Consider the following 15,934-nt stretch of genomic DNA (forward strand, 5'->3'; position numbering starts at 1 on the left):
CTTGGGGCCAATCGTATGACGCGTTCTTGCCGCAACCGGATAGATTGCGATCCTTAAATACAAGATCGACGTACCACCAGAAGCACGAAATGGCATGACTATCTTGGGAAAAACGGAACGACGGGACTCGTTTACGCATTTTTCGCTGGACGAAATTTTACCCTGCTCGGTGAGTGAACTCGTCGACCCAGTGTGCTCGATAACCCAGGACGCGAACGCGGAATCTGACACGTTTCCGAATGCCGCACCGGAGCCGAACGACAAGGTCGGCGAATGGATCGGGCGTTTCCGAATCTGTGGGCTGCTTGGCGAAGGTGGCTACGGCCAAGTCTACAAAGCATTTGATGAACAGCTTCAACGCGAGGTGGCGATCAAGGTACCCCTTGCGCATCGCATCACTTCGGCGGCTTCTTTGGACAAGTACATTGAAGAAGCAAGAACGCTCGCCAAGCTGCATCATCACGGGATCGTCGCCGTCCATGACGTCGGCACGACCGAATCGGGTGCGCCGTACATTGTTTCTGCTTTGATCGACGGAACGAACTTAGCCTTCCGAATGCAGTCGTCACCGCTGACGCTGGGCCAAGCTCTGCATTTGTTGGTCCAGGTTGCCAGCGCACTCGGCTACGTTCACTCCAACGGGATCGTGCACCGCGACGTCAAACCCGGCAACATCTTGTTGGGCCCGAACGACGAACCGGTCTTAGCGGATTTCGGACTGGCGCTTCACGATGCAAGTCGCGAGGTCATTCGGTCGCGTGTCGGCACGCTCAGCTACATGAGCCCCGAACAGGCGCGCGGTGAAAGTCATTTGGTCGATGGCCGCAGTGATCTTTTTAGCCTTGGCGTCATCATGTACGAAATGCTGACCGGCAAACGACCGTTTCGCAGTTCGACACGCGAGGGGATCGTTTTCAGTTTGTTGAACCAGGAAGCCGCACCGCCGCGGCAAATCTTGTCGTCGGTACCAAGAGATCTTGAACGCATTTGTTTGAAGATGCTCTCGAAACGCGTTTCGGATCGATACGGCACGGCCGCGGATTTTATCGATGACGTGAACCATTTTCTGACGACCTGTGAAGATCGATCGCATCCGACAAGTCAGTCGATCGAAGCGGTGAACGCGAATTCGGAAATAAGGCGAGTCGTGCCGCGAGGACTGCGTTCTTATGACCGGCATGATGCCGACTTTTTTCAAGGCTTATTACCCGGACCACGCGATCGTGACTGGGTTCCCGAAAGTTTGCGTTTCTGGCAACGTCGAATCGAAGCAAGCGACGCGGACGATCCCTTGCGAGTCGGGGTGCTTTACGGGCCGTCCGGTTGCGGAAAATCGTCGTTCGTAAAAGCGGGTTTATTGCCGCTGTTAAAAGATTCCGTGAAAGCGGTCTTCGTCGAAGCGACTCACGAGGACACCGAAGCTCGCTTACTGCGTCGCATTCGAAAGCACTGCCCCAACGCGAATCGTCGAGCCACGCTCGCCGAAACACTCGCGCACATTCGCGACCAACCGTCGTTGACGGGCGGCCGCCGATTATTGTTGGTCGTGGACCAATTCGAGCAGTGGCTGCACAGCAGATCTGATGGAACCACCGACGCGGCCAACGCACCCGATCTTGCAGCCGCCCTTCGACAATGCGACGGACAAACCATCCAGTGTTTGTTGTTGGTTCGCGATGACTTTTGGCTGGCACTTTCTCGGTTCATGGCGATCATTGAAGTGCTGATCGAACAGAATCGCAATGCGATGCTGGTGGATCTTTTCGACGCTTCACACGCACGCCGCGTGTTGACAGAGTTCGGCGTCTCGTACGGCCGTCTGCCCGCCGACATCGCCTCCATCACTATCGAACAGAACCAGTTCCTTGACTCGGCAAGCGAGCAATTGAGCGTTGCGGGCAAAGTGTTTCCCGTACGCTTGGCACTGTTTGTCGAGATGGTAAAGAACCAACCTTGGTCACTCGAAACCCTCAAACGTGTCGGAGGGGTCGAAGGCATCGGATTGCAATTCTTAGAAGAATCGTTCAGCAGCAGCCTGGCTCCGGCCGCACAAGCGACCCACGAACACGCGGTTCGTCGCGTTCTAAAAAAACTGCTTCCCGATTCCGGCGTCGACATCAAGGGAAACATGCAAAGCGAAGCGGTGCTGATGAGGGAATCAGGTTACGAGAACCAACCGCCTAGATTTTTTGAAATGATGCGGATTCTTGAGAGCGACTTGAGGCTGATTTCCCCAACCGATCCTGCAGGGACGACGATGAGCGACGGAAGTCTGAGCGAATCAGACAGCGGTATCGGATATTACCAATTGACGCACGACTTTTTGGTTCCGGCGATCGATCAATGGCTGACCCGCAAACAGCGTTCGACACGGCAAGGTCGCGCTGAGATTTTATTGGCCGAGTACGCCAGCATTTGGGCGGTGAAGCCAACACCAAAGTACGCGCCGGGTTGGCTGGACTGGGTCGGAATTCGGGCTCTAACTGCGCCGTCGCGCTGGACGCCCACGGAGCGAAGAATGATGCGTGCCATCGGTCGCCGGCACTTTTCAGTTTCCGTTCTAGCAGTCGCCGTACTAGCCGTGGTGACGATCGGCGGACGGTGGTTGATGCAACGCTCCGACGCTCGTTCACAAGTCGCGCAACTGCAAACAGCGCGCACCAACCAATTGCCGTTCTTGTTGACGCAATTGCGTTCCAGCGGTGGGCTTGCGACGACTTTCTTGAACGAGTCACTTCGGTCGGCTGCACCCGACAGCCGTAGCGAGTGGATCAATCGCCTGGCGTTGTCCAACAACGATTCAGCACACCGGCCGAAGCTGATCGAACACAGCTTGGTAACGGACCTCCCGATGGTATCGGTGCTCCATCAACAACTCCATCCACTCTCGGTAGATGAACGCGACGGTTTGGCAAAAACGCTGGCCGACGAATCGCGGCCTTGGTCGCAGCGGTTGCGCGCGGTACTGATGCTGGTGGATGCCGATGTGGATCTGACAAAAACCGAAAGCGATCTTGTCCAGCGCCATGCCGGCGGACTGGTGGAGGCGGTCCTTGAACATGCGACCGGTTTTCCTCAAGACAATGACTATCTGATCACTACGCTGCGATCGATTTCAAATCAACTGATCCAACCGCTCAAAACGATCGTGTTGCAGCCCAACGAATCACCGAATCGTTCACTGGCAACATCGTTTTTTGTTCAGCTTTTGATGGATGAGCCCACTGACTTGCTGGACACATTCCTGAGTGCGTCCTTTGAACAACAGGATCGCATCCTGCCCGCATTGGACGACCGTCTCGATTCGCTGCTTGACGTCATCAGCATGGAAGCGCTGCGAGAGCTTGATCGCGACCTACCGGAGAATCAGTACGATCGGGAAGCGTACCGATCGGCAACGGCAACGGCGTTGTTGCACCGCATGAATCGAGCCGAATCGACGTGGCCGAACTTTGCGTTGACCCAGTGGCCCCATCGACGAAGCTATCTCATCCATCGCATCGCGGCGTTTGGCGGCGACTTTGACGTCTTACTTGGCCGCTTTTCGCGTGAGTCACAGGTGTCGATTCGGCGAGCACTCTTGCTGGCCTTGGGTGAATTCAATGAAGACGTGGTGACGCCGTCCGCTCGATTGCAATCCGTTGCCTTGGCCAAAGATGCGTTTCGCAACGATCCAGACGTTGGTATCCACTCGGCGGCGTTTTGGCTGTTGATCAAACTTGGACATAAGCAATGGGCCAATGAAGTGACACAATCGTTGTCGAAGCTTCCCCGCGACCCACGAAAACAGTGGCGGGTCAACGGCGAAGGACAGACCCTGGCGATCTTCGACGCACGCGACGTTGCCGACATCGGGTACGTTTTTGAGATATCAACGGCAGAGGTAACCGTCGAACAGTTCTTTCGATTCGATCCGTATCACCACTACTACGAAGGTCGTTCGCCAGAGCCCGATTGCCCCGCGAATCTGATGAGTTGGTTCGACTGCGTTCAGTATTGTCGCTGGCTTTCCGGGACGCTGCTGGAAAACCCCGATCTGTCTTATCCCGCCGAATTGACGAAATCCAACCCCAACGCACCGCATGGTCACATCTTTCAAAGTGGCGGATATCGGCTTCCCACCGATGCCGAGTGGCGATACGCGTGCGCCGCGACGACAACGTCCCTGCGATACTACGGATCGAACAACATTTTGACGGATTCCTACTATTGGTACTATGAAACCTCGGTCGACGAAAACGACGAAGTCGGCTATCGACCAGCGGGAAGCAAGAAACCGAACGACTTTGGAATGTTTGCGATGTACGACGGTGTCCGCGAATGGGGAAGTGATGCCGCGGTCGATTCGGGGCGTCGTCCCGTGCTGGGACTTGCCAGCAATTCGGTGATCAACGCAGCGCGAACCATCGAACCCAAAAAAGCTGCCGATCTGCCGCTCGCAACCAACGGATTCTACGGGTTGCGCGTCGCGCGGACGATTGTCGGTCCGTGATCCTAGCGGGAGCGCACCTCGTGGTTTGAGTGATCATCCGGACAGGCCGTAGGCTCGGAAGCCGTTGGCGTTGGTTGTGGCCTGTCGCCAGTGATTTGCCATCGGCTCACTATCACTCAGATAGTCACCGCGAAGTTGCAGCACCGCTTCGCCTCCCTCGCTCGACCAGAATTTCTCGGTGCCTTTGATTCGCCGACTGACTTGTTTGACGGTCGACTCCATGATCGAACTGGTCAGCGGGTAGCCCTTTTGTCGGTACAACGGATAGTTCATGCGCCCGCGATGATTGGTGTAGTAAACCCATGCACGCCGGACGATTTCCCGTGGATCACTGTCCCCTGCGTCCTCCGGTGGATCGCCCATCGCGACCTGGACGTCGGCCAAAGCCGCAATCACTTTGTCCACTTCGCCACGCCAGATCCAAGTCGCGAACTGCTTGTAGAATTGCCATGCTGCGTCACGCTCGCGGTGAATCGCTCGCGCCGCAGCAAGGCTGTACGACAACCCATGCATGATGTCCAACACGCTGGTGTAGTCCGAGAACCACTGTGCCTGTAGATCTTCGATCGCAGAAGAACCATCCGAAACAAACACTTTCTGCGGTGCTTTGCCGAACCCTTGATACCAGGCGGCGCTGGCCACCTTGGGGCCGAACGCCTTCCAGTTTCGGCTGCTGGCGATCACTTCCTTGGAAAGCATTTCGCCGCGTTGCCAAGGCAGTTCGTCTTCTTCGCCAGGCTTCTTTTGAGAGTCAGGATTCTCACCTTGAACGTGACCGATTTTAGCGAGTTTCTTCGCAATACTGACGTCTTGCAAGAAGTCCGGCAGATCCGATTGTGGGTCACTGCCGTAGCTGGCTGCGGTCATCGACAGCAGACACGCCACGCGGCTTTCACGCCAGAAGCTCCCCGAGTCGGGCTTGGCTTGATCACGATCAAAACGCTGGTACTTTCCTCCATCGCCCATCACCACGGCGATCGGCGGCGGGTCCTGATCGGCCGGTCCACCACGAAGCTGATCGGGCAGCTTCTTGTCCAAGAAGGCTTCTTCAAGCAATGCCATGAGCGCCAGTCGCGTCTTGCCGTTTCGCGTTGTCGCACGGCGGATGCGTTCGGATTTGATTTCGAGATCGGCTAGATGCTTGAGATCTTTTTGTCCCTGCTCGAAGCTCGTCGAACAAGCTCCGGCGTAGACCATCTTCTTTTCGACGCGAGGGCTGACAGTGGCCTCGACGCGGAGTCCCAGTTCAGCGAGCTGAGGGAAAAAAAGACCGGCGACATCGCCGGCAATAGTAGCCCTCGGTGACAAAGTCGACGTCACCGCGATCGGTTTGCAGGATGACGGGTTCATCGTCATCGTCGCTGCGTTGCCTGGGCACCGCTCCGCACTCGGGGCACCGACACGGGGTCGGTGCGTCGTCGGGCGCCTGCTCAGCGGATTCGTTGATGGCCAGCGAAGTGATGAGATCGCCGACCTCAATGGCCTCGTCCTCGATCTCGGCGAACGTCTTTGACTTTCCGTCGGACTTGAATCGTCCGCCGGTGATTTTCACTAATTCCCGGGCCAACTCCTTAGCCCGTTTGCGATCTTCGCCTGAAAGTGCCATCCCAGCTCTCCTTGCTAGCCTGAATTAAACCTGCCAGCCAAGATTATCCGCGATTTTCAAATCAAGTTCCATGCCAATTGCAAACCGCAAGGTGCGCTCCCTAGCGGAGATTTTCGATATCGATCTACCGCTGACGTTTTGGCCTGTGTTACAGAGGACAGCTATCCATCTGTTTTCGCAGTTTCAAGTCAACGAACGTCCACCCCGTGCCCACCCGTCTTACTCGCTACATATTGATTGAGATTCTGAAGATTTTCTTCGTCTCTCTCATTGCGTTGACGATGCTGATCCTGCTGATCGGTGTCGGGCGAGAATTGGTTCGTCGCGGTTTGGGATTCGTGGCAGTGGTTCAGCTATTGCCTTTCGTTCTGCCGATTTCATTGCAGTTTGCCTTCCCCGCGACGGCACTCTTTTCGGTCTGCTGCGTGTACGGGCGGATGGCGGCAGACGGCGAAGTCGCAACGGTCAAAGCGTCGGGAATTTCGCCGCTGAAGTTGCTGCAACCGGCGATTATCTTTGCGGCACTGCTAAGTCCGGCAGCCGTCTACGTTTCGGACTTGGCGGTCTCGTGGGGGCGACCAGGCGTCAACCGGGTCGTGATGCTGTCGATCGTCGACATCGCCTATCGGGTCTTGCATTCGGAACGTTCCTACACTTCCGAGCAGGGTTTCTCGATCAGCGTCCGCGACGTCGAGGGACGCAGGTTGATCCGGCCTCGCGTGACCGTTCACAACGGCGGCAAGCACGGCCCCATGATTTTGACGGCGACTGAGGGAGAACTGCGATTGGACGAAGAGTCGGAATCGTTGGTTTTGAAAGTGGTCGACAGCCAATTTCAGGGCGGCACCGCTTTCCAAAGTTTGGTGCCCGGCGAAACCGAATTCAAGATTCCACTCTCCGGCGCTCTTTCCGATAAGGACGTCAGCCAGCAGAGCCCCAGCGAATTGCCGCTCAATCTGATCAGCGGTGAACGTATTCGCCAGGACACACGATCGCACGAAACGGTCGGCAAGATGGCTGCGCACACGGGCTTTGCGATATTGGGATCGAGAACCGAAGAAATCGCAGGTGTGACGGGGCAGAACCTGAAACAGACACTTGCCAGCAGCAAGAAACGTCTGATCCGTTTGCACACCGAACCATGGCGACGATGGGCGTGGGGCTTCAGTTGTTTTTTCTTCGTCCTGGTCGGTGCGCCGCTGGCGATGATCGCAAAGACGAGCGACTATTGGACGACGTTCGGAATGTGTTTCTTGCCCACACTGATCGTCTACTACCCCCTGTTCATTGTCGGGCTGGAACAGGCCAAGGACGGAACCGTTCCGCCCTACGGCGTCTGGCTGGGAAACGGAATTCTCGCAATGATCGGCATGATTCTGATCGGGCGTGTGCGCCGCTACTGATGCGTTGTTTGGTCCGCAAGTCGCCGCGAACGAAGCGAGTGAATCTGAGCTTTGCAAGTTTGCACCGACGCGAACACATACCTTTCGCAAGGATCAGAATCAAATTCGGCAATAATTTGGAAGCTGACGCCGGTCGGGCAATCCGGCTTCCACGTCTCCATCACATGCGAGTCGGAGGCGAGTGCAACAACGACTATGATCACGTTGGATCGCGGTTTTTTACGGGCCAAGCAAACGCACTTAAGACGAGACCTGGTTTTCGAGTTAATCAAGAGCTGCCAGGCGGGAGTTGCTTGTTGCCCAAAACGTTTGATTTTTGAATCGGATTCCGTCGAAAATACTGGGGCTATCGCACGACCAGCCAATGCTGACGCCCCCAGATTTACACTGGTTGAAAGTCTAGCCGATCGATTCCTTGCCGACCCAAGGCTGAAGAACTTTGGGCACGTTGATTGTGCCGTCGGATCGTTGGTGGTTTTCCATGATCGCGATCATGGCGCGACCGGTTGCGACGGCGGTTCCGTTGAGCGTGTGTACGAATTCGGTGCCCTTCTGGCCGGTCTGCTTGTAGCGAACGTTTAAGCGACGCGATTGGTAATCGGTACAGTTGCTTGTGCTGGTGACTTCCCCCCACTCGCCTGCGTCACCGCGACCGGGCATCCACGCTTCGAGGTCAAACTTTCGATACGCGGGCCCGCCGAGATCGCCGCTGGCCGTGTCGATCACTCGATAGGGAACTTCCAACGCGTCAAAAATTTCGCACTCGAGTCCGCGCATCATGTCGTGCGTGGCATCACTTTGTTCGGGCGTCGTGAAAGCAAACATCTCGACTTTGGTGAACTGGTGGACTCGGTACAATCCCTTCGAGGCGCGACCGGCGGCGCCGGCTTCGGTTCGAAAACAGTGACTGAGGCCGCAAAATTTCAGAGGCAACTTTTCCGCATCGATGGTCTGGCCGGCCAACATACCACCAAGAGTGATTTCGGCGGTGCCGACCAAGTTCAGCTCGGTGCCTTCGACGCTATAGATTTGCGTTTCGGGGCCGCGAGGATTGAACCCGATACCCTGCAGGATGTGCGTCAGCGCCATGTCGGGCGTTGTCACCGGCGTGAAGCCACGATCCGACAGCAGACTGATCGCGAATTGCTGGAGCGCCAAATCCAAACGGACGGCTTCATTCTTTAAAAAGTAGAAGCCCGCACCGCTGACCCGAGCACCGGCTTCGAAATCGAACAGGTCGTGCTTTTCACCCAGATCAACATGGTCGAGCGGCTTGAAGTCGAACTTGGGTTTCGGTGTTTTCCCGAACGATAATTCTTTCGCATCGTCTTCACCGCCGGTGGGCACGTCGGGGTGAGTCATGTTGGGGATCTCGGTTTGGATGTCCGTGATCGCAGCATCCAGTTCGTCATGCCGTTTTTGTGCCTGATCTTTTTGTTCACGAAGAACACGACCTTGTTCGATCAACGCTTGCCGCGCGGCGTTGTCGGCGGCTTTGGGGATTTGTTTGCTGATATCGTTGGCTTGCCGATTCAGGTCCTCCGCAAGTCGCAACGTTTCCAGACGCTCGGTGTCCATGGTTGCGATTCGGTCGATGTCACACGCCACGCCTCGGCGGGAGCAATTTTCGCGGACCAGTTCCAAGTTTTGGATGATGAATTTTCGATCAAGCATGATGGGCGGGCGAAAACAGATGCAAGGGGATGATAAGGAACAGCGAAACGACGAATCGGGCCGTCAGATTACCAAACAATCACGCCGGCGCGAGGGAGGCTTCGTCGATCGTCGCCAATCGATACAATTACCGGGATGAAATCAACTTCCTTTCGCGACGCGTTTCGATCCGGGCATCCGTTGACGGGTTTCCAGCTGACAAGCTTCGGCCCCCATTGGCCTCGACAGTTGGCTGGTGCGATCGATTTCGCCTTCATCGATTGCGAACACCACTGCTTTAGTCGCGAACAGGTCGCCTGGATGTGCGTGGGTTACCGCGGGGCGGGCATTGCACCGATCGTGCGCGTGCTGCGTCCCGATGCGTCGCTGGTTCGGGCGGCGATGGATGATGGAGCCCAAGGGGTCGTCGTTCCCTATGTCGAAACCGTCGAACAAGTCCGATCGGTGGTGGCGGCCGCGAAACTGCGTCCGATTCAGGGCGAACGAGCCGCGTCGGCGATGTCGGGCAAACCGCTGGATGAGTCGATGATGGCGACCAGCAACAAGCACTGCGGCGACGTCAGCCTGATTTTACAGATCGAGAGCGAGACGGCGGTCCAACGCTGCGATTCGCTGGTTTCGGTCGATGGCGTCGACGGAGTCTTGGTCGGGCCCTACGACTTGACAGCGACGCTGGGGTGTTTGGGACAGCACGAAGACACGCGTTTTCAGGAGGCCGCGAAGACGATCGCCAAAATCGTTCGCGGCAAAGGCTTGGGAGCAGGGATCTACTTTGCGGAAAGCCCACAGAAAGAAGTGATGGCGGCAGAGTGGGGCTACAACTTGATGATTCGAGGCTGTGACTGGACGCTCGTCCGCGAAGCGTTGGCCATGCGTCAAGCGACTTCATCGTGATGGCAACTGGCGACCGTAACGAGTTGGCCGCGCGAGCGCGAACGACACTGGATCAATTGCGCACCGAGTTGCTGGCAGAGCGCACCGACGACGGGCACTGGGTCGGGCAATTGTCTTCATCGGCGCTAAGCACGGCGACGGCGGTCAGTGCAATTTCGGCTTGGGTGTTGCACGCCCCTGGTGAAACCGCCACTTGGTCGGCGCTCATTCGGAAAGGCGCTGCGTCGCTGCGTGAGTCTCAGAATTCCGATGGCGGGTTCGGCGATACCGATCGTAGTCTGTCGAACATAGCGACCAGTTATTTGGCATTGGCCGCGTCGACGCTGGCAAAGCGTTCGATCGACGAAGGCTTGTCCGACGAGTCGACAAGGAAGCTGAAAAACTATATCGAGCAATCGGGCGGCATTGACGGACTGCGTCGTCGCTATGGCACGGACAAAACCTTCGTGATTCCGATCATGACCAACATGGCGATCGCGGGATTGATCGACTGGAACGAAGTGGCGGCGCTGCCGTTCGAGGCCGCGGTATTTCCGCAATCGATGTATCGACTGTTACGAATGCCGGTTGTCAGCTATGCGATTCCAGCGCTCGTTGCGATCGGACAAACGCGTCACTTTCACGGGCCGCGTGCGATCTTTCCGCTGCGGATCATACGATCGGCGGCGGTGCCCCGAACGATGCAAGTGCTCGAGCGCATGCAACCGGAAAGCGGCGGCTACTTGGAAGCTACACCGCTAACCTCGTTCGTTGTGATGAGCTTGGCGGCGACCGATCGCGGCGACCATCCGGTCTGCCGAAATGGTTTGCGATTCTTGGCGGATTCGATTTTGCCCGATGGCAGTTGGCCGATTGACACGAACTTGGCTACGTGGGTGACGTCGTTGGCGGTCGATGCGTTGGCGGGCGATCCCGATGATGATGGGTCGTGGTACAGCGATTCGCTTTTGCGTTGGCATCTTTCGTGTCAACACCGTGAACGTCACCCATTCACGGGTGCTGAACCGGGCGGATGGGGCTGGACGGATTTAAGCGGTGCCGTTCCCGACAGCGATGACACACCCGGCGCGATCTTGGCACTGGGCCGGATGCGGGCGCATTGCGATTCGGCCGAACTGCGCGAACGAATCGACCGGGCGACGAAGGAAGGCACACGCTGGCTTCTCAAACTTCAAAATCGGAATGGTGGTTGGCCGACGTTTTGTCGCGGATGGGGCAAACTGCCCTTCGACCGCAGCAGCACGGACCTAACCGCGCACGCGATTCGGGGTTTAGCGGTAGGCAATCATGGCGACGAAGCGATTGGGGTCAATCGCGCCATCGAACGAGGAACGAAGTTCTTGATGCGGTCGCAGCAAGCCGATGGGGCTTGGTTGCCGCTTTGGTTTGGTAACCAAGATCGTCCGGACGAAGACAATCCGATCTATGGCACGTCAAAAGTTTTGATGGCGAAAGCTTTGATGGGGGGGGCTGACGCATCGCGGCGACAATCGACGGAACATAAGGCGATCGAGTATCTGATCGCGACGCAAAACGCGGACGGCGGTTGGGGGGGTGGTCCTTCGGTCGTCACTTTTACGGCGTCGGGCGGGAAGAGCGTCACCAGCACCGTGGAAGAAACCGCTTTGGCGGTCGACGCATTAGCTTTTGCAGGCAGTGGGAATCCTGGCGCCGATCAGGCTATAATCGACGGCGTCGCGTTTTTGATCGACAGCGTCGTCGCTGGCCGGCATCGTGTCCCCTGGCCGATCGGATTCTATTTCGCGAAGTTATGGTACTACGAACGGCTTTATCCCCTCATTTTCACCATGGCGGCTCTGGGGAAAGCACTGCAATCGACGCTCCTTCCGCAACACCCACCCGCTTCCCGTGAACCCGAGGTAGACGATTGTCGACCGAACTAAGTCAAGCCGCCACGACCGAGTCAGCGAATTCGTCGATTCCCTCGTCCCGCCGCAAGACCAGCCACCTGAAGGACGTTCCCGAAACGCTTGAACTGCGCGAGAGCCTACGCGCACGGTGTGACGAAGTGGCTTCCAAACTTGACCATCGTTCGCCGATGACCAAGGACGAAATGGAACGCGTCGCGCGGCGGATGATCGAAGAAGCCGACTTACCCGAAGGCTATCTGGGTTGGTTGATGGTGATGCTTAGCAGTTCGTTTTGGAAGGATGCCCTGGCGGCGGTCCCGCCCGAGCGGCGACTGTTCTTGTTGCCACATTGCTTGAAACATGCCGAAGGTTGTCCGGCCGAGTACGACCAGTTCGGAATGAACTGCAAAGAATGCGGCGCTTGCAGCATCGCGGACTTCCGCGGATTGGCCGAAGAGATGGGTTATCGGGTGTTGGTCGCCGAAGGCTCGCCCGTGGTGATGAAGATCATCGTCGGCGGATACGTCGATGCGGTGGTCGGCGTTGCGTGCCTGAACGTACTCGAAAAGGCGATCGACAAAGTACTGCTGGCCGGTATCCCGTGTATGGCGGTTCCACTGCTAAGCAGTGATTGCCGCAACACCAAGGTGGACGAGGCCTGGGTCGATCAAATGATCCGAACGCCTTACGTGCCGGCGGCACAGGCGACACGCAGTTACGTCCACTTGATGCGTGCGGCCGGCGACTTGTTCAGTAACGAATCACTCGATCGCTTGGCGCCGCGACTGCGCAGCCAGATCCCGCTTGGTGACGACGCAGTAACGCTACAAAGTGTCGGGGCGATGGATGCGATCGCTGCGACCGAGCACATTGCTTACGATTTTCTTGCCCGGGGCGGCAAACACTCGCGGCCCTTCATCACGCTTGCCGCCTATGACGCGATGACGGGCGGTCTGTGTACGGGCCCCGATGCGGACCAAGCCGTCGCCGAATTACCGATGTCGGTACGTCGCGCGGCAATCAGCATTGAAACGTTTCACAAGGCCAGCTTGGTTCACGACGACATCGAGGACGACGACGCATACCGATACGGACAGTTGGCCGTTCACCGGCGTTTCGGGCTGCCGACAGCGATCAATGTCGGCGACTACTTGATCGGACTCGGCTATCGATTGCTCAGCCGAAGTGATTGGGGCGATACCGATGCCGAGAAGGTGAAAAATGGTGACGCGTCGGCACGGGCGGACTTGGTTGATGCATTGGCGGCTGCCCACTTGAGGCTATCCGAAGGCCAAGGTGCCGAACTGCTTTGGCGCGACACACGTGATCGACGCTTGACTCCGCTGGATGCGTTGAAGGTCTATGCACTGAAGACGTCGCCAGCTTTCGAAGCCGCGCTGCTTTGCGGGATTCGCTTGGCAGGCGACGCCGAACCGTACCGCGAAGCCATCCGCACGTTCAGCCGCAACATGGGTGTGGCTTTTCAAATCCTGAATGACTTGGGCGACTGGATCGGTGACGACAGCAATAAGTTGTCCGCCGGTGGCGACGTGTTCGGAGGCCGACCGACACTGCTTTGGGCGCTGGCACTTTCGGCACTGGACGAAGACGGACAACAGGAATTGCTGTCCTTGGTCGAACCCGATGAAATTCGCGATCACATGACGGAAGCCGATCGATTGGCTGCCGTTCGTCGGTTGTATGAAAAGGCGAAAGTCTTTGATACCGCTTTGGCTTTGGTCGACAAGCACCAGGCGCGTGCCGAACAGGTTGCTGACGAATTGGACGTCGAAGAACTCCGCCGACTGTTCTATTTCCTTGTGGATACGGTCTTGGAACGCCCCGAAATGCCGACTCCAGCGGTCGTGTCACTGGGTGTCACGGTGCCACTGCAAACTCCCGTGCAACGTTAGGGACGCGTGATGAACCAGATGACTTCGTCGGGCGATTCCGACGTCAAGATCGACGAACTGATCGACCAGTTTTATCGTTCACCCGCCCAACATTCAGACCTGGGCAGCTTCGAAAAACTGGATCAAGTTCCCCGCCCCTATGACGGGCTGCTTGATCACAATTCGCACATGACGGTGACAGTCGAAGCGCATTGGAAACAGCCTGTCGACGTCGTCGTCCACCGGTGTTCCCAAGAAGAAAATTGGTATAGCCGCGAAATCACGCTAGTTGGTTCTCAGTCGAAACAAGTGGTTCAGTTCGGCATCGTCCGCCTGGACACATCGGCGCTGAACGAAAAAGTTTGGCGACAGATCGAGAGCCAACAGACACCGCTGGGCCGCGTGTTGATCGAACATCATGTGCTGCGAGAAGTTCAGCTTTGCGGACTGTGGAAAGTACACGCGGGCCAGAGCTTGGCGTCGCTCATGAAATGCGAAGTCGGCGACGTTCTGTATGGCCGCACCGCGCTGATTCATTGTGATGGCGTGCCAGCGATCGAACTGTTGGAAATTGTGGCCCAGACATGAGCACCGTATCGGAATTACGAATCCAGGCCAGCGAAGCGCTTCGCCGGGGCGACCGCAATGCGGCGATCAAGGCGGCCAACGAGATGATTCGTGACCACGGCGACAACGTTCAAGCCATCGCAGCATCGGCCGATGTGTATTTACGAGCCGGAAAGCCGAGCGAGGCAGTGGAGCAATTTGATCGCTTCATCGAGCAAGAACCCGATCAAATGCCGTACCTTTGGCAGCGCGGCATCGGACTGTTTTTCATCGGCGAGTACGACAAAGCGGCCGACCAATTCGCCAAACACCGTGTCGTGAATCCTAACGATGTGGAAAATGCGGCTTGGCACTTTCTGTGCATCGCCAAGGCGCAGACGCCCGAAAAAGCCAAGGCGATGGTATTGCCGGCGCCCGGTGATCGGCGTGAACCGATGGACGAAGTGCTGGCGATGCTATCGACCGGCGACGTCGCATCGGTGCAATCGCGAATGGATGCGGTTGCGAAGTTGTCGCCCGGTTCGCGTGATGCCGAGGACGCTCGGTTCTACGGCGAACTGTACCTTGGACTGTACGCCGACGCCGTCGGCAACAAGGACAAGGCGATCAAGCATCTTCGAGCGGCGGCAAAGGATGCGCCGCGAGACTATATGGGCGACGTCGCGCGAGTTTACGCCGAATCGCTTTGATGCTTCGGTAAGTTGCAAGAGGCGTTTGCATTCGCCAGTTTTCAGTTTTTCGTCAGACGCCCTGAAGCTTTGCGAGACCAGCTAACCCAAGTTGGCAGTGGCTCTTGCAAGGCGTTTCCTTTCGGCGACTACGGGGCCAGCACGACTTGCTCGGGCTTGCACGTCGCTTCCATCACAGTGAACAGCGAAAGTGGATTGGGCTTATAGCGGCTGTCCAAACGCAATGGCAATTCGCGAACGACTTCGTCGAGTTCGATATCAGTGCGCCATCCCAATCGCTTGGTGATGTTGCCGGCCGAGTCCACGACTTTTGCGATCAACGGATTGTCGCTGCGGAAGTGATTGATCATCAGAATGCGTCCGCCCGGTTTGCAGACGCGAACGATCTCGGCCATCATCCGCTGCGGTTGCGACACGACGCTGATCGTGTGGAACGACGTGACGATGTCGAACGACGAATCTTCGAACGTCAATTCTTCGGCGTTCATTGGCATCACATCGATGTGCTGCCATTTCTTCTCGGCGATCAACTGCTCCGCCTCGGCCAACATGGCTTCGGACAGATCGACGCCCGTCAATTCGATGTTGGTCGGGTAGCTGTTCAGCGACAAACCGGTACCGACACCGACTTCCAAGACTTTCGCACCGGCCGGGATGTTCAATGCCTTAATCGCGGCCGACATGCGACGTTTCGCCACGGCAGGCCAGACCGCTTGATAGGCCGGGACCAAATGGCTGTAAAACGGGCTGCTGTGTGGCTGGGGAGCCTGCTTTTCTGGGAGCGAAACTCGGTGCATGGGTGATTTACCTTGGACGGCATCGGAACATCGGAGAGCCAAAACGATG

At 57.1% G+C, this 15,934-nt stretch carries 11 protein-coding genes; 7 read left to right on the forward strand and 4 right to left on the reverse strand.

All coding sequences use genetic code 11. The features are described from left to right. The first annotated feature begins 94 nt into the window (after positions 1 to 94). On the forward strand, positions 95 to 4,492 hold the full coding sequence (locus Poly51_RS24200) for a bifunctional serine/threonine-protein kinase/formylglycine-generating enzyme family protein (protein ID WP_146460954.1): 4,398 nt from the start codon (positions 95 to 97) through the stop codon (positions 4,490 to 4,492). Between the two features lie 33 nt (positions 4,493 to 4,525). On the opposite strand, the gene Poly51_RS24205 is transcribed toward Poly51_RS24200, so the two are convergent. After that, positions 4,526 to 5,689 (reverse strand): hypothetical protein, encoded by a 1,164-nt coding sequence (locus Poly51_RS24205; protein ID WP_146460956.1) that lies wholly within the window; start codon positions 5,687 to 5,689, stop codon positions 4,526 to 4,528. A gap of 49 nt (positions 5,690 to 5,738) precedes the next feature. Beyond that, the gene (locus tag Poly51_RS24210; RefSeq protein WP_146460958.1) at positions 5,739 to 6,098 is read right to left on the reverse strand and encodes a hypothetical protein; all 360 of its coding nucleotides are present in this window, start codon (positions 6,096 to 6,098) and stop codon (positions 5,739 to 5,741) included. Between the two features lie 206 nt (positions 6,099 to 6,304). Between Poly51_RS24210 and Poly51_RS24215 the strand changes: the two genes are divergently transcribed. After that, positions 6,305 to 7,501, forward strand: a complete 1,197-nt coding sequence (locus tag Poly51_RS24215; RefSeq protein ID WP_146460960.1) for an LptF/LptG family permease — start codon at positions 6,305 to 6,307, stop codon at positions 7,499 to 7,501. A 399-nt stretch (positions 7,502 to 7,900) separates the two neighbouring features. Here Poly51_RS24215 and serS read toward each other — a convergent pair whose 3' ends face one another. Next, positions 7,901 to 9,175, reverse strand: coding sequence for a serine--tRNA ligase (serS, locus tag Poly51_RS24220; RefSeq protein WP_146460962.1), 1,275 nt, complete (start codon positions 9,173 to 9,175; stop codon positions 7,901 to 7,903). Between the two features lie 135 nt (positions 9,176 to 9,310). Between serS and Poly51_RS24225 the strand changes: the two genes are divergently transcribed. The 5 genes from Poly51_RS24225 to Poly51_RS24245 are packed head-to-tail and all read left to right on the forward strand — an operon-like array spanning position 9,311 to position 15,088. Beyond that, entirely contained in the window at positions 9,311 to 10,069 is a 759-nt protein-coding gene (locus tag Poly51_RS24225; RefSeq protein WP_146460964.1) for an HpcH/HpaI aldolase family protein, read from the forward strand. Next, the gene (locus tag Poly51_RS24230; RefSeq protein ID WP_146460966.1) at positions 10,069 to 11,973 is read left to right on the forward strand and encodes a prenyltransferase/squalene oxidase repeat-containing protein; all 1,905 of its coding nucleotides are present in this window, start codon (positions 10,069 to 10,071) and stop codon (positions 11,971 to 11,973) included. Before Poly51_RS24225 ends, Poly51_RS24230 begins: the two co-directional genes overlap by 1 nt. A 35-nt stretch (positions 11,974 to 12,008) precedes the next feature. Further along, positions 12,009 to 13,853, forward strand: coding sequence for a polyprenyl synthetase family protein (locus Poly51_RS24235; RefSeq protein ID WP_246114775.1), 1,845 nt, complete (start codon positions 12,009 to 12,011; stop codon positions 13,851 to 13,853). A gap of 9 nt (positions 13,854 to 13,862) precedes the next feature. Beyond that, positions 13,863 to 14,420 carry a hypothetical protein gene (locus Poly51_RS24240; RefSeq protein WP_146460970.1) on the forward strand — a complete coding sequence of 186 codons (558 nt, stop codon included), beginning with the start codon at positions 13,863 to 13,865 and terminating at the stop codon, positions 14,418 to 14,420. Next, complete coding sequence (locus Poly51_RS24245) at positions 14,417 to 15,088, forward strand: tetratricopeptide repeat protein (RefSeq protein ID WP_146460972.1); 672 nt, start codon at positions 14,417 to 14,419, stop codon at positions 15,086 to 15,088. Before Poly51_RS24240 ends, Poly51_RS24245 begins: the two co-directional genes overlap by 4 nt. A 128-nt stretch (positions 15,089 to 15,216) precedes the next feature. On the opposite strand, the gene Poly51_RS24250 is transcribed toward Poly51_RS24245, so the two are convergent. After that, positions 15,217 to 15,885 carry a class I SAM-dependent methyltransferase gene (locus Poly51_RS24250; RefSeq protein ID WP_146460974.1) on the reverse strand — a complete coding sequence of 223 codons (669 nt, stop codon included), beginning with the start codon at positions 15,883 to 15,885 and terminating at the stop codon, positions 15,217 to 15,219. Positions 15,886 to 15,934: the final 49 nt, after the last annotated feature.

The organism is Rubripirellula tenax, assembly GCF_007860125.1.
Lineage (GTDB): Bacteria > Planctomycetota > Planctomycetia > Pirellulales > Pirellulaceae > Rubripirellula > Rubripirellula tenax.